This is a genomic window from Kitasatospora sp. NPDC094028, assembly GCF_049543595.1.
Taxonomy (GTDB): Bacteria; Actinomycetota; Actinomycetes; order Streptomycetales; family Streptomycetaceae; genus Kitasatospora.
In genome coordinates, this window is sequence record NZ_JBMVFA010000003.1 from 297530 (window position 1) to 318483 (window position 20954).

Annotated in this window: 17 protein-coding genes; 8 read left to right on the forward strand and 9 right to left on the reverse strand. The window is 76.4% G+C overall.

The genetic code is table 11. From position 1 onward, the window contains the following. Positions 1–27: 27 nt before the first annotated feature. The 3 genes from ACPC54_RS07055 to ACPC54_RS07065 are packed head-to-tail and all read right to left on the reverse strand — an operon-like array spanning position 28 to position 2894. Entirely contained in the window at positions 28–684 is a 657-nt protein-coding gene (locus ACPC54_RS07055; protein WP_498962052.1) for a response regulator, read from the reverse strand. Next, positions 669–1967, reverse strand: a complete 1299-nt coding sequence (locus ACPC54_RS07060; RefSeq protein ID WP_498962054.1) for a sensor histidine kinase — start codon at positions 1965–1967, stop codon at positions 669–671. The genes ACPC54_RS07055 and ACPC54_RS07060 overlap by 16 nt, the downstream gene beginning before the upstream one ends. Positions 1968–1976: 9 nt before the next feature. Next, entirely contained in the window at positions 1977–2894 is a 918-nt protein-coding gene (locus ACPC54_RS07065) for a DMT family transporter (protein WP_498962056.1), read from the reverse strand. Between the two features lie 136 nt (positions 2895–3030). On the opposite strand from ACPC54_RS07065, the gene ACPC54_RS07070 reads away from it, so the two are divergent. From ACPC54_RS07070 to ACPC54_RS07090, 5 genes are all read left to right on the forward strand, one after another. Beyond that, entirely contained in the window at positions 3031–3927 is an 897-nt protein-coding gene (locus ACPC54_RS07070) for a LysR family transcriptional regulator (protein WP_498962058.1), read from the forward strand. A gap of 165 nt (positions 3928–4092) precedes the next feature. Further along, positions 4093–5577 (forward strand): MFS transporter, encoded by a 1485-nt coding sequence (locus ACPC54_RS07075; protein WP_498962060.1) that lies wholly within the window; start codon positions 4093–4095, stop codon positions 5575–5577. After that, positions 5555–6565 (forward strand): Lrp/AsnC family transcriptional regulator, encoded by a 1011-nt coding sequence (locus ACPC54_RS07080; protein WP_498962062.1) that lies wholly within the window; start codon positions 5555–5557, stop codon positions 6563–6565. Before ACPC54_RS07075 ends, ACPC54_RS07080 begins: the two co-directional genes overlap by 23 nt. Before the next feature lie 73 nt (positions 6566–6638). Next, positions 6639–7106, forward strand: a complete 468-nt coding sequence (locus ACPC54_RS07085) for a hypothetical protein (protein ID WP_498962064.1) — start codon at positions 6639–6641, stop codon at positions 7104–7106. Between the two features lie 41 nt (positions 7107–7147). After that, a complete protein-coding gene (locus tag ACPC54_RS07090) occupies positions 7148–7453 on the forward strand; it encodes a hypothetical protein (protein WP_498962066.1) in 306 nt (101 codons plus the stop codon). 76 nt (positions 7454–7529) lie between these two features. On the opposite strand, the gene ACPC54_RS07095 is transcribed toward ACPC54_RS07090, so the two are convergent. Then, complete coding sequence (locus ACPC54_RS07095) at positions 7530–8765, reverse strand: PucR family transcriptional regulator (RefSeq protein ID WP_498962068.1); 1236 nt, start codon at positions 8763–8765, stop codon at positions 7530–7532. A gap of 351 nt (positions 8766–9116) precedes the next feature. Here ACPC54_RS07095 and ACPC54_RS07100 point away from each other — a divergent pair, with 351 nt between their 5' ends. The 3 genes from ACPC54_RS07100 to ACPC54_RS07110 all read left to right on the forward strand — a co-directional run bounded on the left by ACPC54_RS07100 (position 9117) and on the right by ACPC54_RS07110 (position 11561). Then, a complete protein-coding gene (locus tag ACPC54_RS07100; RefSeq protein ID WP_498962070.1) occupies positions 9117–9620 on the forward strand; it encodes an AMP-binding protein in 504 nt (167 codons plus the stop codon). Further along, positions 9617–10075 (forward strand): SsgA family sporulation/cell division regulator, encoded by a 459-nt coding sequence (locus ACPC54_RS07105; protein WP_498962072.1) that lies wholly within the window; start codon positions 9617–9619, stop codon positions 10073–10075. The genes ACPC54_RS07100 and ACPC54_RS07105 overlap by 4 nt, the downstream gene beginning before the upstream one ends. A gap of 178 nt (positions 10076–10253) precedes the next feature. Further along, positions 10254–11561, forward strand: a complete 1308-nt coding sequence (locus ACPC54_RS07110; RefSeq protein WP_498962074.1) for a carbohydrate-binding protein — start codon at positions 10254–10256, stop codon at positions 11559–11561. A 48-nt stretch (positions 11562–11609) separates the two neighbouring features. On the opposite strand, the gene ACPC54_RS07115 is transcribed toward ACPC54_RS07110, so the two are convergent. The 5 genes from ACPC54_RS07115 to ACPC54_RS07135 form a co-directional block, all read right to left on the reverse strand. After that, entirely contained in the window at positions 11610–13235 is a 1626-nt protein-coding gene (locus tag ACPC54_RS07115; protein ID WP_498962076.1) for an alpha/beta hydrolase, read from the reverse strand. Positions 13236–13372: 137 nt separating this feature from the next. Then, positions 13373–16369: a tetratricopeptide repeat protein gene (locus tag ACPC54_RS07120; RefSeq protein WP_498962078.1), complete on the reverse strand. Its 2997-nt coding sequence runs from the start codon at positions 16367–16369 to the stop codon at positions 13373–13375. Beyond that, positions 16369–18252 (reverse strand): HSP90 family protein, encoded by a 1884-nt coding sequence (locus ACPC54_RS07125; protein ID WP_498962080.1) that lies wholly within the window; start codon positions 18250–18252, stop codon positions 16369–16371. Before ACPC54_RS07125 ends, ACPC54_RS07120 begins: the two co-directional genes overlap by 1 nt. Positions 18253–18381: 129 nt before the next feature. Continuing rightward, positions 18382–19422, reverse strand: a complete 1041-nt coding sequence (locus ACPC54_RS07130; protein WP_498962082.1) for a hypothetical protein — start codon at positions 19420–19422, stop codon at positions 18382–18384. 554 nt (positions 19423–19976) lie between these two features. After that, positions 19977–20768: a hypothetical protein gene (locus ACPC54_RS07135; protein WP_498962084.1), complete on the reverse strand. Its 792-nt coding sequence runs from the start codon at positions 20766–20768 to the stop codon at positions 19977–19979. Positions 20769–20954: the final 186 nt, after the last annotated feature.

Below are 20954 nucleotides of genomic sequence, written 5' to 3' on the forward strand. Positions count from 1 at the left end.
GCAGCCTACGCCGGGGGGCGACGTCCTTCACTCCGCCCGCAGGTGGGCCAGGACGGCGAGGACCCGCCGGTTGCCCTCGGTGGGGTCGAGGTCGAGCTTGGTGAAGATGTTGCCGCAGTGCTTCACCACCGAGGCCTCGGTGATGCACAGCCGCCCGGCGACGGCCTGGTTGTTCAGCCCCTCCGCCATCAGCGCCAGCACCTCGCGTTCGCGCGGGGTGAGCCGGGCCAGCGGCCGGTCGGCGGACCGGGACCGCAGCAGGACGCGGACGACCTCCGGGTCGATGACCGTCTCCCCGGCCGCGACCCGGCGCAACGCGTCGAGGAAGTCGGCGACGTCGCCGACGCGGTCCTTCAGCAGGTAGCCGAGGCCCGCCGGTTGGGCGCCCGCGGCGGCGAGCAGGCCGGTGGCGTACGGGGTGGCCACGTACTGGGAGAGGACGAGGACGGGCAGGCCGGGGTGGCGCTCGCGCAGGGCGAGGGCGGCGCGCAGGCCTTCGTCGGTGTGGTCGGGGGGCATCCGGACGTCGGTGACGACGATGTCGGGCCGGTCGGCGTCGACGGCGGCGACCAGCGCGCGGGCGTCACCGACCGCCGCGACGACCCGGTGGCCGCCGAGGGCGAGGAGTTCGGCGAGGCCGGCGCGCAGCAGCACCGCGTCCTCGGCGATCACGATCCGGAGCACGGCACCTCCAGGCGCAGGGTGGTGGGGCCGCCGGTCGGGCTGGTCACCATCAGCCGCCCGCGCAGCAGGGCGACCCGGTCGGCGAGCCCGGCGAGGCCGGCTCCGGCGGACGGGTCGGCGCCGCCGCGGCCGTCGTCGGTGACCCGGACGACGAGCCGGCCGGCCTCGACGCGGCCGTGGACGGTGATCGCGGTGGCGCCGCTGTGCTTGGCGGCGTTGGTGAGCGCCTCGGTGACGGTGAAGTAGGCGGTGGTCTCGACGGGCGTGGGCAGCCGGCCGGGCAGGTCGATGTCGGCGGTGACGGGGATCGGGTGGCGCTGCGCGACCTCGGCGACGGCGGCGGCGAGGCCGTGGTCGGTGAGCACCTGCGGGTGGATGCCCCGGACGAGGTCGCGCAGTTGCTCCAGCGCCCGCCGGGCCTCGCCGCGCGCCCGGGTGACCAGTTCGACGGCCCGCGCGTCCCCGCTCCCGCTCAGCCGGTACTCGGCGAGCCCGAGGGTCATGCTGAGCGCGACCAGCTGCTGCTGCGCGCCGTCGTGCAGGTCGCGTTCGATGCGGCGCCGCTCGGCCTCGAAGGCGTCGGCCAGCCGGGCCCGGGAGCGGGTGAGTTCGACGACCTGGTGGCCGAGGTCGTCCTCGCGGGGCCCGAGCAGCAGACGGGCCAGCGCGACCTGGGCGCCGGTGAGCAGTGCCCCCGCGTAGGCGCAGAGCAGCAGTCCGGCGAGCCCGGCGGCGGTGAACGGCAGGGCGGCGAGCGGGCCGGCGACGGCCTGCCCGGGGATGAGCATGACGGTCTCCGGGGCGAGCGCCCACACCACCAGCGGGGAGACGGTGAACGCGCCGGCCAGCAGCAGCAGTGCCGTGAAGCCGAGCGAGGCGGCGGCGAGGACGGTCGCCGCCAGCCCGGCGTGGGCGAGTTCGCGCCAGGTGGCGCGCTCGCGCAGCCGGGTGCGGAGCACGGCGCGGCGCCCGGCCCCGGGCAGCCGCCGGTGCGGGTCGGGCAGCGGGACGGGTTCGACGAGCCGCAGCCGCCACCGCTCCACGGCGCCGGCCGGGATGCCGGCGAGCGCCGCCGCGAGCAGGACCAGGAGGCCCACGCCGACCACGGAGAGCAGGAGGCCGAGGGCCAGCAACAGGGCGAGCACGGCCAGCAGCAGCACCCCGGACAGGCCGCCGGCCAGCAGGTGCGCCCAGCAGCGCGGCGTCCAGCGGCTGAACGGGAAGCGCAGCGGGCGGGCCCGCAGCGCGGCCCAGACGGCCACCGGCTGCGGGTCCTCGTTCACCCGTTCACCCTAACCCGCGGCCTGACGGACCTTCGAAGCGGAAGCGGCGGCGGGCGCGGGCGCGACGGGCCGGCGGGGCCGGGTGAGGGCGACGGCGGCGATCACCAGGGCGCCGCCGGCCAGCGCGTTCCAGCCGACCGGCTCGTCGAGCACGGTGGCGCCGAGCGCGGTGGAGAACAGCGGGATGGCGTAGGTGACGGCGGAGGCGACGGTGGTGCCGGCCGCCCGGACCAGACCGAGGTTGAGCAGGTAGGCCACCCCCGTACCGAAGGCGCCGAGCGCCAGCAGGGCGGCGGCCGCGCCCGCGCCGGGCCAGTGCGGGGCGCCCGCCGCGAACGGGGCGATCAGCGTCAACTCGGCGGCGGCGCAGCCGATCTGGAGCGCGGACAGGGCGGTGACGGACTCGGCGCGACCGGTCAGGAAGCGTCGCAGGTAGGCGAAGCCGGCGCCGTAGCAGCAGGCGGCGGCCAGGCAGGCGAGGGCGCCGGTGGTCGCGCCGGCGCCGAGGCCGTGCCAGACACCGAGCACGGTGAGCACCCCGGCGAAGCCGAGCGCGAGACCGAGCAGCCGGCGGGCGCCGGGGCGGCGCTCCTCGGGGACGGTGAGCACCGCGAACAGCACGGTGAACAGCGGGGTGGTGGCGTTCATCACCCCGGCGAGCACGGTGGAGACCTCCGTCTCGCCGAAGGAGAACAGGGTGAACGGCACGGTGTTCAGCAGCACCGCCACCGCCGCCGAGTGCCCCCACAGCGCCCGGTCGCGCGGGATCCGCTCGCCGCGCGCCAGCAGGATCGCCCACAGCGCGGCCGCGCCGAGCAGGCAGCGCCAGGCCGCCACCCACACCGGCGGGACGCCCGCGTCGACCGCCACCTTGATCAGGGCGAAGCTCGCGCCCCAGATCGCCGACAGGGCCGTGAAGCCAGGCAACCAGCTCCGCACCCCGACCACCTCCCGTCCTGCTCGGCGCCCGTGTCGACGGACGCTCCCGTTCCTGGACAGAGCGTGGCCCGCGCGCGCAGCATGAGTCCAACAAGTGGCGGTGCGACGAGGATGAGGAAGTCTCATGGGTGCGGACGTGAACCTGGCCCAGCTGCGCGCTCTGGTCGCGGTGGCCGACACCGGCGGCTTCGGCACGGCCGCCGACGAGCTCGGCATCAGCCAGTCCGCCGTCTCGCACGCCGTCGCCGCGCTGGAACGCACCCTCGGCGCGCCCGTCCTGCTGCGCGGCAGCCCGTGCCGGCCCACCCCGCTCGGCGAGCAGCTGCTGCCGCACGCCCGTACCGCCGTCGCCTCGGCCGCCGCCGTGCGCGCCATCGCCACCCGGCACTCCGGCGGCCTGACCGGGACGGTCCGGCTGGCGGCGCCGCCGACCGTCTGCCAGGCGCTGCTGCCCCGCCTGCTCCGGGACTGGAAGGCCGCCCACCCGAAGGTCACCGTGCGGGTCTTCGAGGGCGAGGACGCCGAACTGCCGGTCTGGCTGGAGGCGGGCACCGCGGACGCCGCCGTCCTGGTCGACGCCGGGCCGCTGCCGCCCGGGGCGGTCGCGCTCGGCGCCGACTCCATGCGCGCGCTGCTGCGCCGCGACCACCCGCTCGCCGGTCAGGAGACCGTGCACGTCTCCGAGTTGGCGGACGACGACTTCCTGCTGTCCTGCGGCGGCTGCGAGGTGCACATCCACGAGGCCTACCGGCGCGCGGGCGTCCGCTTCACCGCCCGGCACCGCATCCGCGACCTCAACACGCTGATCGGCATGGTGCACGCGGGCGTCGGGGTGTCGGTGACGCCCGCGCTGGCGCTGACCATGCTGCCCGCCGACTGCGTGCTCGTCCCGATCCGGCCCGCCGTCCACCGGACGCTCACCCTGACCGGGCCGGCCAACCGCCCCTGGTCCCCGGCCGTCGCCGGGCTGCTGGCCTCGGTGGACGCGGACGTGACGGCCCGCGTGGGCGTCCCGGCGTAGGCCCTCTCGTTCGGATCTCGCCCCGGCTGCGGTGGAGGATTCCACCGCCACCGGCCCGCCCCGTGGACGATTCCGTCGATCCCGGCCCGGCGGCTGGCGGCGGCGCCGGCACCGCCCGCAGGGTGGCGGCGTTCCGATGCCGTGCCACCACCCCGGGAGCCCCTCTTGTCCTCGCCGTCCTCCCCGCACCCCCGCCGCTGGTGGGCGCTGGCCGCGCTGCTGACCGCCGAGGCGATGAACCTGCTGGACGCCACCGTCGTGCAGGTCGCCGCGCCGCGGATGCGCGCCGACCTCGGCGGGCCGGCCGCCGCCGTGCCCTGGCTGACCTCCGCCTACACGCTGCCGTTCGCCGTGCTGCTGCTCACCGGCGGCCGGCTCGGGGACCGGTACGGGCGGCGGCGGGTGTTCCGGGCCGGCGTCGTGGGCTTCGCGCTGGCCTCGCTGGCCTGTGCCTGCGCCCCGGCGCTGGGGGCGCTGCTGGCGTTCCGGGCGGTGCAGGGCGCGGCGGCGGCGGTGGTCGTGCCGCAGACGATCGGGCTGGTCAAGGCGATGTTCCGGGGCCCCGAGACGGGCCGGGCGCTCGGCACGATCGGCCCGGTGATGGGCCTGGCGGCGGTCGCCGGGCCGGTGCTGGGCGGGGTGCTGACCCACGCGGACCTGTTCGGCTCCTCCTGGCGCTCGGCGTTCCTGGTCAACCTGCCACTGTCCGTCGCCGTCCTGGCGCTCGCCCCGCTGCTGGTCGAGGACCGCGCCCCGCACCGCCCGGGCCTGGATCCGACCGGCGGCGCGCTCGCCGCGACGGCCACCGCGCTGCTGGTGCTGCCGCTGCTGCGCACCGGCGGCCTCACCGACCGGACGGCGCTGGCCGAGGCGGCCGCCGGGACGCTGCTCGCCCTCGGCTTCGCCGCCCACCAGCGGCGCGGCGCCCGGCGCGGCGCGGACACCCTGGTGGAGGCCGGCCTGTTCGCCACGGCCCGCTTCCCGGCGGCGCTGACCGCCCTCGCGGGCGCCTTCGCGGCGACCACCGGGCTGACCGTGGTGGTCGTCCTGCAGCTCCAACTGGCCTCCGGCGCGGACGCCTTGGCGAGCGGCCTGACCGTGCTGCCGATGTCGGCGGGGCTCGGCGCGGGCTCGCTGTGGGCGGGGGCCCGGCTGCTGCCCCGGTTCGGGGCGCGGGTGATGCCGGCCGGGCTCGCGGTGCTGGCGGCGGGCCTGCTGGCGGTGGTCGGCGCGTACGGCACGGGCGAGCGGCCGGGGGTGCTGCCGGTCGCGCTCGCGGTGGTGGGCCTCGGCCAGGGAATGTTCACCCCGGCGTTCTTCAGTACGGCGCTGGCGCCGCTGCGGCCCGAGGAGATCGGCTCGGCCGCCGGACTGCTCAACGCGGTGCAGCAGTTGGGCGCCACCCTGGGGGTCGCGGTGCTCGGCCGGGTGCACCTGGCCGAGCCGGACGCCGCCGGGGCGCGGGCCGCCTGCTGGACGGCGCTCGGCGCGGTGCTGCTGGCCGCCGCGGCCGTCCGGTGGATGACGCCCCGGGCGGCGGCGGAGACGGCAGAATCGGAACCCCTGTCGGCGCCCCTCCAGGAATCGGCCCATGACTCCGCCCGTGAATCCGACCATGCGTCCGCCCGTGCATCCGCCCCGGCTCGATGACCTCGACCGCGGCCTCGTCCACGCCCTGCGGGTGGACGGGCGCGCCCCGTTCAGCCGGATCGGCGCGGTGCTGGGCGTCTCCCCGCAGACCGTCGCCCGCCGCTACGGGCGGCTGCGGGCCGGGGCCGGGCTGCGGGTGGTCGGGCTGGCCGACCCGCGGCGGACCGGGCGGACGCAGTGGCTGCTGCGGCTGACGGCCGGCCCGCACGCCGCGCAGAACCTGGCACAGGCGCTGGTGCGGCGCCCCGACACGGCGTGGGTGAAGCTCGCCTCGGGCGGGACGGAGATCACCGCGATCGTCGAGACCGAGCCCGACGCCGAGGGCACCCCGGACGCCCACGCCCTGCTGCTGCGCGACATCCCCCGCACCGCCGCCGTCACCGCCGTCTCCGCGCACTGCCTGCTGCACACCTACCGCGGCGGCCCGTCCGCCTGGCCGGGCAGCACCGAGGCGCTGGACGCCGCGCAGCAGGCCGCGCTGCGGCCCGAGGCCGGCGCGGCCACCACCGCGACGGCCCCGGCCGGCGGCCGGCTGGAGCCGACCGACCGGGCCCTGCTGGCGGCGCTGCACCGGGACGGCCGCACCCCGCTGGGCGAGCTCGCCGCCGCCACCGGCCGCACCCCGGCCACCGTCGCCCGCCGCCTGGCCGAACTGCGCGCGGACGGCACGGTGTTCCTCGACGTCGAGGTGGACACCCGGCTGCTCGGCGCCGCCATGCACGCCCTGCTGTGGCTCACCGTCACCCCGGCCCACCTGGACCGGGTCGCCCGGGCGCTCGCGACCCACCGCGAACTCGCCTTCCTCGCCGCCACCACCGGGCCCAGCAACCTCGCCGCGATCGCCCTGTGCGCCGACCCGGCCGACCTCCACCGCTACCTCACCGTCCGCCTCGCCGGCCTCCCGGGCATCACCGCCCTGGAGTCCGCCCCCATCCTGCGCACCCTCAAGTCCGCCGGGCCCGTCCCACCCCCCACCCGCCACCCCTGACCCGCCCGGCCCGGGCGAGGGCCCGCCCCACCGCGCAAGGCGCGATCTGAAGTAGTTCAGATACCATTCCTCCATGGCTGTCCAGACCTTTCCTTACAGCGCCTTCCTGCGCGGGCCGTCGCAGGTGCTGCCCTCCCTCGACGACGCCGACGTGATACTGGAACGCCGGGACGACGAGAACCTCGTCCTGATGCGGGCCGAGCGCTTCGAAGCGACGGCGTCGGGTCTGCGGTTCGCGGCACGCTCCCTGGCGATCCTGGCCCGCCGCCAGCTGGACCTGGCCGAGGAGGTGCTCGCCGAGGAGCTGCCCTGGCTGCACTGGCTCCCGGAGAGCGAGCGCGCCGCCTGCGTGCGGGAGCTGCTCGCCGACCTGGTCGCCGGCTCCGACACCGGCCTCCTGTTGCCGTTCGCCCGGAACCTCGCCTCCTGGCGTGCCACCGCCGAGGTGTGGTCCGATCCGCAACTGGCCCACGACCTGCAGGGCCCCTTCCCCGGCGACGGGCCCCGGCTGGACCGTCCGCGACCGGACGGCACCGAGTGAGCGGCCGCGGAGAGGACCTTCCGCGGCCGAACCCATGGAGCGTGCGCGCTGCCGACCGTCAGGCGTACACCGGCTGGCAGCAGCTGCTGAAGCAGGTGCCGGAGAACCTCGACCGCGCCTGGGTCGCCCTCACCGGTGAACCACGCCACGTCGACCAGCGGCAGCACCCGCTCAAGGGCACGCTCGGCACCGTGAAGGTCGCAGGTGCGCTCCTGGAGCAGTGGCAGTACGAGGTGTCCGGAGGAGGTCGCATCTGGTACGCCATCGACGACGAGCAGCGCACGTTGTGGATCACGCGAGCCGGCGCAGGCCACCCCAGGCAGACCGAGACCCGCGGCCACCGCTGACGTACGCCCACGTCGCCTCGAAGACCGCCCGAGCGGGCTGACGCGCGCCCCCGGCCGGAACAGTCCGTTCGCCCTGTCAGGGGTGCGGGGTGGGGGTGGTTCCGGGTGGGCGGCCGGGGTCGAGGAGTGTCGGGAAGGTGCCCACCGCGTCGACGGCCATGGCGAGTTCGGCGACGACCTTGGGGTCGTCCAGCGGTCCGCGCAGGTACTCCTCCAGCCGGTGCATCCGGTAGCGCACCGTGTTCTGGTGGCAGTACAGCGCCCGGCTGGCCTCGGCGGCCGAGCCGCGGGCGTCGAGCCAGGCGCGGGCGGTGGCGAGCAGGGTGGTGCGGTCGTTCTCGGGCAGCGAGAGGACGCCGCCGAGGATGCGGTTGACGGCGCGCCGGGTGGTCTCCAGGTTGGTCATGACCAGTTCGGTGAGCGGCGTGTCGTCGAGCTGGCGCACGGACGCGGCGCCGTCGGCCGGGAGGGATTCGAGGGCGACCTGGGCGTAGCGCAGGGCGCGGGGCGTCTGGTCGAGCCGGTCGTAGGCGGGGCTGACGCCGACCCGGCCGGTGGCGGCGGCCCGGACGGCGTCCAGCACCTGCGGGAGGGCCCGCCGGCTGGGGCAGGAGAGCACGCCCATCTCGTGGCCGGGCTGCGCCCGCCAGGCCGAACCGGTGTCCAGCGCCCGGCACTTGGCGTCGAGCCCGGGCAGCGGCGGGGTGCCGGGGGCGGCCGCCTCGGCGGTCACCACGATGAAGGTGCCCCGGTACGGGAAGTCGAGCATGTGCGCGATCTCCCAGGCGGTGTCGTCGCCGGGCGGCGGGCCGTCGACGAGGGCGGCGACCAGGGCGGAGCGCCGGCGGTCGGTCTCGACCAGGCGCTCGGCGAGGGCGTCCCGGTAGGCGGCGGTGAGCGCCTGGGAGTAGGCGTCGGCCACCTCCCAGATGCCGGTGGCGGCGTTCAGCAGCGCGGCCTGGGCGTTCGGCCCGGCCCGGGTCGCCTCGGCGAGCAGTTCCTCCCAGAGGTGGAGGAAGCCGAGCCGGTAGGCGCGCAGCACCTCGGGCAGCGGGACGCCCTGGCCGGCCCGGAGCCGGCCGGTGGCGGTGGGCGCGGCGAGGTCGACGGCCGCGCCGGAGCCGGCCAGGTAGTCGAGGACGAAGGCGATGTTGTGCCGCAGGGAGCCGGTCAGTTCGTCGGGGGCCACGTTGCGGTAGTGGTCGATCTCGGTCACGAGCCGGTGGGCCGTGCCGGACACGTGGCGGTCGAGCCGGGCGGCGATGATGTTCGCGAGCTCGACCACGGCCGGTTCGGGGGCTGCCTGTTGCACGGGGGCGAGTCTGCCGCGCGGCCCGCGCCGCGCAGAACGGTTTCGCCGAATGCCCCCGCTTCGGGGGACGACCCAGCGCGCGGTTGACGAAACGCGCCTCGTTGCGGGCCGCACGCCGGGGAGTTCACGCCGAAGGCTCCCCAGGTCCCGGCTCGCGACATATCGTCATTCCTTCATCGCGTCACGGCGATTCATCCACGGCCGACCGTCACCGCGCCCCGCCCGGCCGTTGTCGTCGGCGACAGCCGACGGCGCGGGAACACTGTCGGTGTCCACATGGGCACCGACCGCCGCGGGCCGCGAGGATCGTTCCGTCGGGGACGACAGCACGCCGGGAGAACGAAGAAGCAGATGGGCAATCTCGCCACCAACCTCAAGGGCGCAGCCGGGCAGTACCCGCAGCGCCCCGCGCTCCGCCACGGGGCGGACACGCTGACCTACGCCGAGTTGGACGAACTCAGCGCCCGGGCGGCCGGCGGGCTGCTCGCCCACGGGGTGCGGCCCGGTGAGCGGATCGGCCTCGCACTGCCGGACGTCCCGGCCTTCCCGGTGCTCTACTACGGCGCGCTGCGGATCGGGGCGGTGGTCGTCACGGCCGCGCCGGGCCTGGCACCCGCCGGTGCCCGGCTGGTCTTCGCCGACGCCACGTCGACCGCCACGTCGACCGCCACGTCGACCGCCGCGCCGACCGCCCCGCCGGCCGCCGCCGTCCCCGTCGCACCCCACCGGGACCCCCGCCGCAGGCCGCCGCTGCCCCGGCACCGCCCATCCGTGCGCCCGCCCGTCCGCCGGGCCGCCACCACCGGCACCACCGGCACCACCGGCACCGAGGCGACGAGCGGGCGGCGGCCGTGACCCACCCCGAGCCCACCCGCGTGCCCTCCCAGCGGGCCGGCGCCGCCGCCTGCGCCGTGCCGCTCGCCCTGGAGGTGGTCGGCACCGGCGCCACCGTCGCCGTCCCGGCCCTGCTGCGCTACGACGCGGCCGACCCGTACGCCGTCCACCTGGACATCCACACCGGCGAGAGCGAGCCGATCAGCTGGTTCTTCGCCCGGGAACTGCTGCGCGACGGCCTGCACCGGCCGACCGGCCACGGGGACGTCACCGTCCGCCCGGGCGCCGGCGAGCCGTCCGGCCGGCTGTTCATCACCCTCACCGGCACCCGGTCGGCCGCGGTGCTGCGGGCCCGCTCCGCCGAGGTCGAGCACTTCCTGGCCCACGTGGACGTCCTCGTCCCGCCGGGCACGGAGGACCGGTACCTGGACCTGGACGGGCTGGTCGGGCAGCTGCTCGGCCACCCGGCCGGGTAACGCCCGCCCGGTGCCGAGGGGTTGACCGATTCTCCGAGGCAGGTCTATACCAGTGACAGCCCACGGCCCGCGGCTCCCCGGCCCGTGCCGGTGGGCCGTTCCGGCCTGCTCCGCGCCACCCCCACCCCGGCGCGGCGGCCGGTCTTCCCCACCGCCGTTTCCGGAAAGGTCTCCACCGATGGAACGCGCTCTTCCCCCACACCCCGCCCCGCCGACCCCGCGCGGACGCCGCAGCCGGGCCGCCCTCGCCGTCGCCGGCGTGCTCGGCCTGCTGGCCGGCGGCGGCGCCGCACTGGCCGGCACCGGCTCGGCCGCCGCGACCACCACGAGCACCGTCGCGGCCGACGGCCTGGGCAGCAACTGGTACGCCTCCGCGCCCTACCTGATGCCCGAGGACAACAGCCCGCCGGACGCGGCCGCCGTGATGGACGCCACCGGCCAGAAGGCCTTCCAGCTGGCCTTCGTCCTCGCCCAGGGCAACAGCTGCGCCCCCGCCTGGGGCGGCACCTCCTCGATCGACACCGACACCACCATGCCGGGCGTCATCCAGACGATCCGTGGCAAGGGCGGCGACGTCTCGGTGTCGGTCGGCGGGTACGGCGGCACCAAGCTGGGCCAGGTCTGCGGCACGCCGGAGGCCACCGCCGCCGGGTACCAGAAGGTGGTCACCAGGTACGGCCTCAAGGCGATCGACTTCGACCTGGAGGAGCCGGAGTACGAGAACACCGCCGCCATCCACAACGAGATCGGCGCGGCCAGGATCCTCCAGCAGAACAACCCCGGCCTGTACGTCTCGATCACCACCGCCGGCACCAACGCGGGCACCGGCTGGTTCGGCACCCAGATGCTCAACGAGGCCAAGTCGCAGGGCTTCACGCCGGACAACTTCTCGATCATGCCGTTCGACGGCGGCTTCAACGGCGCCGCCGCCCAGACCGACGCGCTGGTCAGGTTCAACCAGATCCTGCAGACCACCTTCGGCTGGAACGAGGCCACCGCCTACGCTCACGAGGGCGTGTCGATGATGAACGGCCGCACCGACGCCGCCGAGTACTTCCGCCAGGCGGACTTCCAGACCGTGCTGGACTTCGCCACCGCCCACGGCCTGGCCCGCTACACCTATTGGTCCGTCAACCGGGACCGGCAGTGCCCGGGCCCGGTGGACCCGGGGCTGTCCGGCTCCTGTTCCAGCGTGGCGCAGAACGACTGGGACTTCACCAAGTACACGGTGAAGTTCGCCGGCGCGACCCCGCCCAGCACCCCGCCGACCACGCCCCCGACCACCCCGCCCACCACTCCCCCGAGCAGCCCGCCGCCCACCCCGGGCACCTGCACCGCCCCGGCGTGGAGCGCGAGCACCACGTACACCGGCGGCGCCAAGGTCTCGTACAACGGGCACGACTACCACGCCAAGTGGTGGACGCTGAACGAGGTGCCGAGCGCCAGCGGCCAGTGGGGCGTCTGGGCCGACGACGGCCCCTGCTGAGACACCGGTGTCGGCCGGCCGCTGACGGACGGCCGGCCGACACCGCGGTCACGACGCGAAGGGCTGCCCCTGCGCCGCGCACACCGCCCCGCGCTCCGGCAGCCGGCCGCTGAGCAGGTAGCGCTCCTCGTACCCCGCCGCGCAGGCGTTCGGGTTGCCGAGCACGGTGTGCCCGTAGCCCTCGACGGTCAGCAGCCGGCCGCGGGCCAGGGTGTCGGCCAGCGCCCGGGAGCCCTCGTACGGCCAGGCCGGGTCCCCGGTGAGGGCGACGACCAGGATCGGCGCGGAGGTCGGGCGGTCCCACGGGCCGGTGTAGCGGTCCGGGGACGCCGGCCAGGTCGCGCAGCGCTGGTTCTGCCAGACCCAGTACGGGCCGGTGGCGCCGGAGCGGGCCTCGGCGAGGTCGGCCAGCGCCGACCAGTCGGCGCCGGCCGGCGGGTTGTCGGTGTCCGCGCACAGCACGCCCAGGGTCTGCGCCTGGCGGGGGTCCCCGCCGGTGGGCGCCGGCGCGGGTGCGTCGGGGGCGGTCCACAGCCGCTGGAGGTAACCGCCGAGGCCCGGCCAGCCGGTGTCGGGAAGGCCCGGGACGGGGGCCACCGCGTACAGCAGCAGCTGGGCGGCCGTCAGCGCGGCGGCGCGGTCGACGGTCGCGCCGTCCAGGGTGACCGGCCCGTGCCGCAGCCGGTCGAGCAGCCGGGTGAACTTGGCGCGGGTCGCCGGCCCACGGCTCTCCCGGGCGCCGTCCGCCGCGAAGGCACAGGCCGCCGGGCCGGCCTCGCCGCAGCGGTCCAGGAAGGCGTCCAGGGTGCGGGCGGCGGCGCGGTCGCTGCCGGTGCGCAGGAACGGCGCGAGGTCGCGGTCCCCCGGGGTGCGGCCGGTCGACCAGGCGACCGGGTCGATGCCGCTGTCCAGCACCATCGCCCGGACCCGCCGCGGGAAGAGGTTGGCGTAGGTGGCGCCCAGGTAACTCCCGTACGAGGTGCCCAGGTAGCTGAGGGCGCGGTCGCCCACCGCCTGGCGGAGCAGGTCGAGGTCGCGGGCGACGTCGGCGGTGGACAGGTGCGCCCGCAGCCCGTCCCGGTCGTTGGCGGCGCACTGCGCGGCGAAGGCCGAATACGCGCTCGCCCAGGCCGACTGCTGTTCGCCGCCCTCCGGGAAGCCCTTCGGGAGCCGGTCGAGCAGGCCCTGCTCGACCGCCGGGTCGGGGAAGCACGGCAGGGTGGTGGAGCGGCCGATGCCGCGCGGGTCGAAACTGACGACGTCGAACCGCGCGCGGACCTGGTCGGGCAGGGCCGGGTAGACGGCGGGCAGCGCCATGGTGCCGGGGATGCCCGGGCCGCCCGGGTTGTAGAACAGCGTGCCGATCCGGTGGGCCGGGTCGGTGGCGGGGCGGCGGATGAGGGCCAGGTCGACGGTGCGGCCGCGCGGGTCGCGGTGGTCGAGCGGCACGGCGGCGGTCGCGCACTCGAAGCCGGGGGCGCAGGCGGCCTGGGTGTGCGCGCAGTCGGCGTCCGGGGCGCAGGACTGCCAGACCAGTCGGGGCACGGGCGGCGACGGCGTGGCGGCGGCCGCGGCGGCCGGGTTCAGGCCGGGCAACAGCAGCGCGGCGGCCAGGACGGCGGCGCTGCGGACGGCGGTCGTACGAAACGTGGTGGTGATACGGGCTCGGGGCACGGGTGACTCTTTCGGTCGTGTCCTGATCGGGCACCACCGAGCCTCTCCTGAGCCGCTGTCAGCCCACTGTCAGCCGCCTGCGGATCACTGACACGCGGACGGGCGGGCGCCGAACCGACGCCCGCCCGCCCCGCACGTCACTCCGCGAGCCGCTCGCGCAGGTCGGCGAGGATCCGCACCGCGTCCGGCAGGCCGGCGGCCTCGCAGCGGGCGATGCCGGCGGTCAGCCGGGCCACCGCCGCCTCGGTGCGTCCGAGGTCGACGCTCTCGATCACGGCGGCCAGCCGGACGGCCTCCGCCCGCGGCGCCTCGGCCTGCTCGCCGCCCTTCTCGTACGCCGGGACGGCCAGTTCGAGCTCGGCCAGCGCCTCCTCGTGCCGCTCGACGATGGCCAGGCAGCGGCCGCGCTCGTAGTGCGAGGCGCCACGCAGGTACCAGTCGGTGTGCTCCTGGCCGAGCCGCGCGGCGGTGTCGGCGACGGCGTCCGCCTCGGCGATCAGGGCGAGCGCCGCGTCCAGGCCGTCCGGGCCCTGGTCGCGGACCGTGATCTTGGCCAGCTCCCGGAGCATGCCGGCCATCTGGTCGACCTGCGGGGAGCGCTCGTGGGCCTGCCTGGCCCGGCCGAGGGCCGCCTCGGCGGCGTCCCACCGGCCCGCGTGGGCGAGGGTGACGGTGGCCTCGCAGGCGACCATGGTGTGGGTCTCCTGGTCCTCCCACTCGGCCACCACGTCGGCCAGCCGCAGGTACTCCTCGGCCGCGTCCCGGTACTCCTCCAGCTCGGCCAGGCCCCGGGCGAGGTCCAGCCGGGCCTGGGCGACCAGCCGCACGTCCAGCTCGGCCACGGCCGCGTCGAGCAGCACCGACTCCAGTACGGCCACCGCGTCGCCGGTGCGGTCGGTGGCCCGCAGCACGTCGGCGAGCTGCAGCCGCGCCTGGGCGGCCTCCTCGACGGCCCCGCCGCGCTGGCGGTCGAAGCGGGCCGCCGCCTCGGACAGCGCCCGGACGGCACCGCCCGCGTCGCCGGTCTGCAGGTACGCGTGGCCGAGCATCATGTACGTCGGCGCGTACGGGTAGGAGTCGTCGCCCCAGCGGGAGACCTCGGCCAGCGCCCGGTGGAACACCTCGGCGGCCTGCGCCCACTCGCCGGACTGCAGCAGCACCTGGCCGAGCAGGCCGAGCACCCGCGGGGTGTGCCAGGGCAGCCCGGCCTCGTCCAACCGGTCCAGCACGTCCCGCAGTTCGGCCGCCGCCTCGGCCATCCGGCCCTGCCGGGCGGCGGCGTCGGCGGTGTACTGGCGGGAGGTGGCGGACCGGCGGGCGGAGCCCAGCGCCTCGGCCGTCTCCTGGTAGCGGAGGACCGCCGTCTCGAAGCGCGCGGTCGTCCCGGCGGAGGGCTCGGGCAGCGCCTCGACCAGGTCGTGGTGGGCGGCGTAGGCGTGGGACTGCAGCACGATCAGGTAGTCGTCGTCGGTCATGCCGCCCTCGACGGCGTTCCCGGCGGCGGCGCGCAGTTCCTCGGCCCGGCGCAGCGCCTCGTCGAGGGCCGGCCAGTCGACGGCGTTCGCCGCCCGATCGCCCTCCCCCGGAGCCTCCTTCGAAACCTTCTCCGGGGCCTCCGCCGCGCCCGCCGCCACGGCCTCCTCCTCGCCGAGGCCGATGATCAGGATCCGGGTGCGGATCATCAGCCCCTGCCCGGGCAGCCCGGCCTGCTCGAACAGCTCGGCGGCGGCCAGCATGCCGGTGCGGGCCTCGGCGTAGTCGTCCCGCTCCAGCGCCACGTGGGCCTGCTGCTCGGCGAGTTCGGCGAGCAGCCGGTCCGGGCCGCCGAGCCGGGCGTCCTCGGGGTGGGTGTAGCCGGGCGCCGCGACCCGTTCGGCGACCCGCTCCCAGAGCCGGTCGGCGTCCGGGTGGCCGAGCAGGTCCAACTCCCGGGCGCGGAGCACCAGTTCGGTGAAGTCCTCCGGCGCCGCCTCGGTCGCGCGGCGCGCGGCGGGCGCGACGGCCGGGGCGGCGGCCACCTCGGGCGCGGCGGTGGCGCGCACGCCGAGCGCCAGCGGCTCGGCGAGCAGCGGCCCGGCGGCCAGCCGGGCGCGCCGGGCGGCGCCGACCGCGTCGGTGCCGTTGCGGGCGTCGAAGCGGCCGGCCAGGCTGTCGGCCTCGGCGCGCACCATGGTGAGCAGGTCGTCGACCGTCCAGCTGCGCCCGGCCGGGCCGCTGACCGCGAGGTCGCCGTGGCCGGCCTTCGCCAGGGCGGCGATCAGCACCTCGACGCCGATCAGGAAGGCCAGTCGGGACTCGGGCTCGCCGAAGTACATGAACAGGTCGCGGTTCTCGGCGAGTATCTCCAGGCCGCGCGGCTCGTTGCCGGACAGCGCGCAGAACTCGATGTGCCGGCCGACCGCCGCCAGCATCGAGGCCTTGCCGCGGGCGAAGCGGTAGCCGGACAGGTGGTGGGAGCGGGCCTCGTCGAGGCGGCCCTGGCGCAGCAGCGGCAGCAGGGCGGCGGCCTGGCTGAGGTAGGGCTCCTGCTCGCAGCCGCTGCGGCCGTCCAGCACCGGCACCAGCTCGTCCAGCGCGCGGGCGTCGTCGCCGGCGGCGACGAAGTGCAGGGCACGGGCGCGGGTCTCGCAGGCGTGGCAGTCGCTCATCTCGGAGCGCGGGCGGGCCGCCCACAGCTCGTAGGCGTCCTGGACGCCGACGCCGGTCTGCGCGGCCAGGTGGTAGCGCTGGGCGTAGTACGGCTGGAGGTCGAAGTCGGCCCCGCGGTAGCGGTCGCGCAGCTCGGTGTGCCAGCGCTCGATCGCGGCCAGCGGGACGTCCGGGTTCTCCTTGAGCGCGTCGGCGACCCACTTGAAGCGCCAGAACACCTGGTGCCGGGCCCACTCGCTGAAGCCGTCCGGGTCCTGGTCCCAGAGCTTGAGCACCCGGGCGAAGACCACCGGGGTCTTGTTGCGCTCGCCGTCGAACTCGTAGGCCTCCATCAGCTCCAGCAGGGCCATCGAGCGGATCTCGGTGTCCTCGAACTGGTCGGCGGCCTCGACGAGTTCCTCGGCCGTGACGGTCCGGGTGCGGCCGTACGGGCGGGCGTCGTTCTCGCGCAGCGCGGCCATCACCGCGTCGGGGGTGTCCAGCATCACGCCTCCTTCGCGTCGTCGCGGCCGGCGCCGCCGCCGGCCCGGTGCGCCTCGTGGCCGAGCATGGCGTGGTCGAGCAGGCTGATGAACGAGCGGTTGAGCAGCGCGGACTCGCTGGCCTTGAGCGGGCGGCGGGTCATCAGCACGGCCTGCCCGTACAGCGCCTCGACGGCGGTGACGGCCAGTTCGCGGTCGCTGACGGTGGCGGCGCGGCGCACCAGCGGGTTGAGGTGGTTGAGCACCAGCTGGGCGCGCGGCACCTCGGCGCGCAGCGAACCGAGGATGTCCGCCCACAGGCCGTCCGCCTCGTCGGCGAGCTGGGCGCGGGTGCGCTCGTGCCGGGCCTCGCGGTTGTCGAGCAGCAGGGCGGGCGCGTTGGTCGGGTGGAAGCTGCGCAGGGCGACGTCGCAGTCGAAGCGGCCGACGACCTCGCGGGCGATCGCCAGGAAGGCGTTGGCGGCCAGTTCGGCGGCCGGGTCGACGGTGTCCAGGTGCGCGGTGACGGTGCCCGGGTCGAGGTCGGCGACGGAGACGCCGGGGCGGATCTCGGGCAGCCGGTGCACCAGGTCGCGGTCGTAGGTGTAGCCGCCGTTGACCACGCCGAGGCCGGCCGCGCCGGCGATCGGGGCGACCTGGCGGAACTCCTCGACGGTGCGGGTCACCAGGACCGTGCGGTGGGCGCGGGCGAACTCGTCCAGGGTGACGTTGCCGTCGGTGGTCTCGAACGGCAGCCAGGGCAGCATCATCCGCAGCAACTCGTCGTCGTAGCGCGCGAGTTCCTTGACGGCCAGATGGTGCACGGAGAGGAAGCGGTGCAGCAGCGCCGGGTCGCTCGCGGACAGCCCGGTGAGCCAGTCGCGGATCCGGGCACCGAGCGCGTCGCGGACGGCGGCCAGCGTCTCGTCGGCGTACAGGCCCTCGCGGGAGGCGGTCGGGCGCAGCCCGTCGGTGTCCACCACGCAGCGGACGAAGAAGGCCCAGTCCGGGAGCAGTTCGGGCGCCTGGTCGGAGAGCAGCATGCCCTTGAGGTGCACCCGGTGGCCGTTGCGGCGCGAGGGCGGGGCGGCGTCCGGCAGGACGTAGGCGACGCCGCGCAGGCCCACCAGCGGCAGGTCGAGGTCGATGGTGTCCAGCGGGGTGAAGTCGAAGGTGGCGCGGCAGTACTCGGTGAGCGCCTCGCGCCGGGCGAGCGGGGAGCCGTGCCGCTCGGCCCACGGCGGCGTCCGGTTGATCCGGTGCTCGGTGCCGGCCGCGTCGACGACGGTGACGTCGTGGCGCAGCAGGCTGCCGAAGTCCCGGGCGAGCGTGACGACCCGGGCCGGTGCGGTCCACTCGGCGGCGTCGGCGCGCGGGGCGAGGGTGACGGTGGTGCCCGGCTCCGGCTTGGCGGAGAAGGGCAGGGTGCGGATGGTGTAGCTGCCGTCCGAGAGGCCTCGCCACTCGATGACGGGGGCGTCGGGGCGGCCGGCGTGCCGGGTGACGACGGTGATCTCGTCGGCGACCACGAAGCAGGCGAGCAGGCCGATGCCGAACTGGCCGATGAAGTCGCCGCGGGCGCTGGCCAGGCCGTCGCCGTCGAGGCGGCCCTCGGCGTCGCGCTTGGAGCTGCGGCCGATGGTGGCGAGGAAGGTGTGGACGTCCTGCTCGGTCAGGCCGATGCCGGTGTCGGTGACGGACAGCTCGTCGCCGGCGCGGACGGTGATGGCGGCGGGCGCCTGCGGGTCGAGGGCGCGGCGGGCGGAGATCGCGTCCACCGCGTTCTGCAGCAGTTCGCGCAGGTAGACGCGCGGGCTGGAGTAGAGGTGGTGGGAGAGCAGGTCCACCAGGCCGCGCAGGTCCACCTGGAAGGTGTGCGCACTCGTCGGGTTGTCGGTTGGGGACACCGGAGGCTCTTTCGGTCGCGGGAAGGGGCGTCGGAGTTCAGGGGGCGTTGCCGCCCGGGGGCGGCGGGGCGCTCGGGGGCGGCGGGCGCTCGGGCGCTGCCGCCCGGGGCGGGGCGCTCGGGGCCGGCGTCAGTACGCGGCGGCGCAGCGGTCGCGGTGGTGGGTGAAGGCCTTCACCGGGTCCCCCGACAGGAAGTGCCAGGGCGCCTCGGTGACCATGCCGTCCAGCGCGTCGAACAGCAGCCGCGCCGTCTTGGGCTGGCCGGCCATCGAGAAGGCCATCGCGAAGGTGTTGAAGGCGGCCTGCCAGCCGTGGGCCGGGACGAAGTCCGGGTGGAGCACCGAGCGGAACGCGGCCTCCTGGAGCGAGGCCACCACGGCCGGGCTGGTCAGGTAGGCCCCGTCCTCGCCGTCCGGCAGGCTCAGCCAGTGCTCCAGGTGCGCCAGCGCGACCAGCTCGCCGAGCGGGCTGCCCTCGGGGGCCGCCAGCATCGAGGCGCGGGCGAAGGCGTGCATCTCCTCGTGCGAGCCGCCCCACTTCTGGCACAGCTGCTGCAGCCGCTGGTGGTAGGAGGCCCCGTGGCCCGGGGCGCGCCGCAGCGCGGCCTCGAAGCGGCAGGTGGCCACCTCCGGGCCGAGCGAGCTGCCGCGGGCGCTGATCTGCAGGAAGTACCAGGGGGCGAGCCAGCTCGGCTCCCGCTCGGCGACCTCCAGCAGCTGGGCCTCGGCGATGTCCAGCCGCTGGTGGAAGAGCTGCCACTGCTCCTCGGAGACGTGCTTGGCCAGCGAGCCGCTGCGCGCCTCCCAGCCCCAGTCGACGTGCCGGGCGCCGGAGACCAGCAGCGCCAGCGTGTCGTCCGGGGCCTCGGCGAGCGCCCGGGCCACCCACTCCTCGACCCCGGGCTGGTGGCTGACCAGCCCGACGAGGCGGCTCAGTTCCCTGCCGTCCGCCTCGCCGGTGCGGGCGGCCAGCACCGGGCGCACGGCGGCCCAGTCGCCGGCGGCGGCCTGCTGCGTCAGCAGGCGCGCGGACTCGTCCCCGAACACCGGGTCCAGCCGCGGCTTCGCCCCGGCCGCGGCCCCGTCGCCGGCCCGCCGGCCGAACAACCCGCGCCACCCCGCCCGGTCCTGCGCTCCGTCCCCGCCGGAACGGCGTCGGAACAGCGCCATGTGTGGCCCCCCTCGCACTTGATCGGCCTTCATCGGCATCTTCGGCATGTTTCGCATGGCCGCACGGTGGCCACCCCAGAGTGAGTACATATCACGGGCAGCCGACAAACGTTTGCCCAGCCCAGGGCCGTCGCGCGGGTCCCGGTACGGGAACGGGCGGCGCCGCCGGACGGCCGGCCGATCGGCCCACTCCACGGGCCTGTGCGGCCGCGCGCGGCCCCGCGCGGTCGTGGCATCTTGCTGCCTGACAGATTTCTGCCACCCGGCCGCGTCGCCACCGCCGCTGCCGATCCGTCACTCTTGGGGGCGCACACGTCGTCCGCGTCCGGACGCGCGCCCGGCGGGGCGTCCGATGGACGGAGCCCCACCCGCCCCGGAAGCAGTGCGGGGCGGGTCCGAGCGGGGCCCCGGCATCGGCCCGGACCCACCGCACCCGGATCGACCACACCCGGGTGCCGGACGCCCGTCCGTCCGGGGCCTCCGGACGGACGGGCGTCAGAACCGCGTGCCGGGCCCGCGCGTCAGGCCCGCGCCGCAGGGGCCGTGCCCCAGGGCTACGCGCCGAGCCCCGCGTCCGGCGCCTTGCCGGCCTGCGCCTGCTCGATCCGCTGCACCAGCATCACCGCGAACCGCCGCGTCGCCGCAGCGTCCACCGGGCCGCCCTCGGTGGTCACGCTGGCCACCACGGTGCCCGAGCGCACCACGATGCCGACGCCCTCGCCATCGGCCAGCTGCCCCTGGAAGGCCTGGCCCTCGCTGCCGACCACGGGGGCGTCGATCTTCTTGAACGGCCCCGCGGCGTACGACGCGTAGGACTCCTGCAGCCGCGCCTTGGCCGCGTCCCGGGTGGGCAGGGTGTCCACGAAGAAGCGGGCGACGACGTCGCCCTTGGAGAACCGGACCGACCCGCTGAGCGGCTTGCCCGTGCAGGGCGCCGAGGCGGTGCAGGTGGTCGCGTGGTCGGCGGTGTCGATCTTCCGCTTCTCCTCCTCCCACCCGGCCATCGCCTTGGCGTCCGGCAGCACCTGCCCGACGACCTTGTCGTCCAGCAGCACCGCCTCCAGGTCCGCGCTGGGGGTCGCGGGCGGGGCGGGGGCCGCCCCGCCCGTCGCCGCACCCGTCGCCCCGGGCGCCGGGGCCGTCCCGGGCGCGGCCGGGGCGGCGCTCGCCCCGGCGGACGCGGACGCGCCGGCCGCGGCCGTCCCCGTCCCCGTCGCGGTCGCGGCCGTTCCCGGGGCCCCGGCCGCGGTGTCCTTCGACCCGCCGGAGGAGCAGCCGGCCAGCACCGCCGTCAGCACCCCGGCCGCCGCCACCGCGGCCGCCGCCCGCCGTGCACCCATCCCCATCGCCCGCTCCCTCCGGCTGTCAGTGAGCCCTCAAGATAGCGACCGCTCCGGGCGCGAACGACGGCGGGGGGGGGGGCCGGGAGCGGGGGCCCCCCCCCCCCCCGCCCCCCCCCGGGGGGGCCCCCCGACACAGGGCAACACAAACCGACCCCGCGGCCGGTCAGGGGGGGTGGCGGAACACCACAA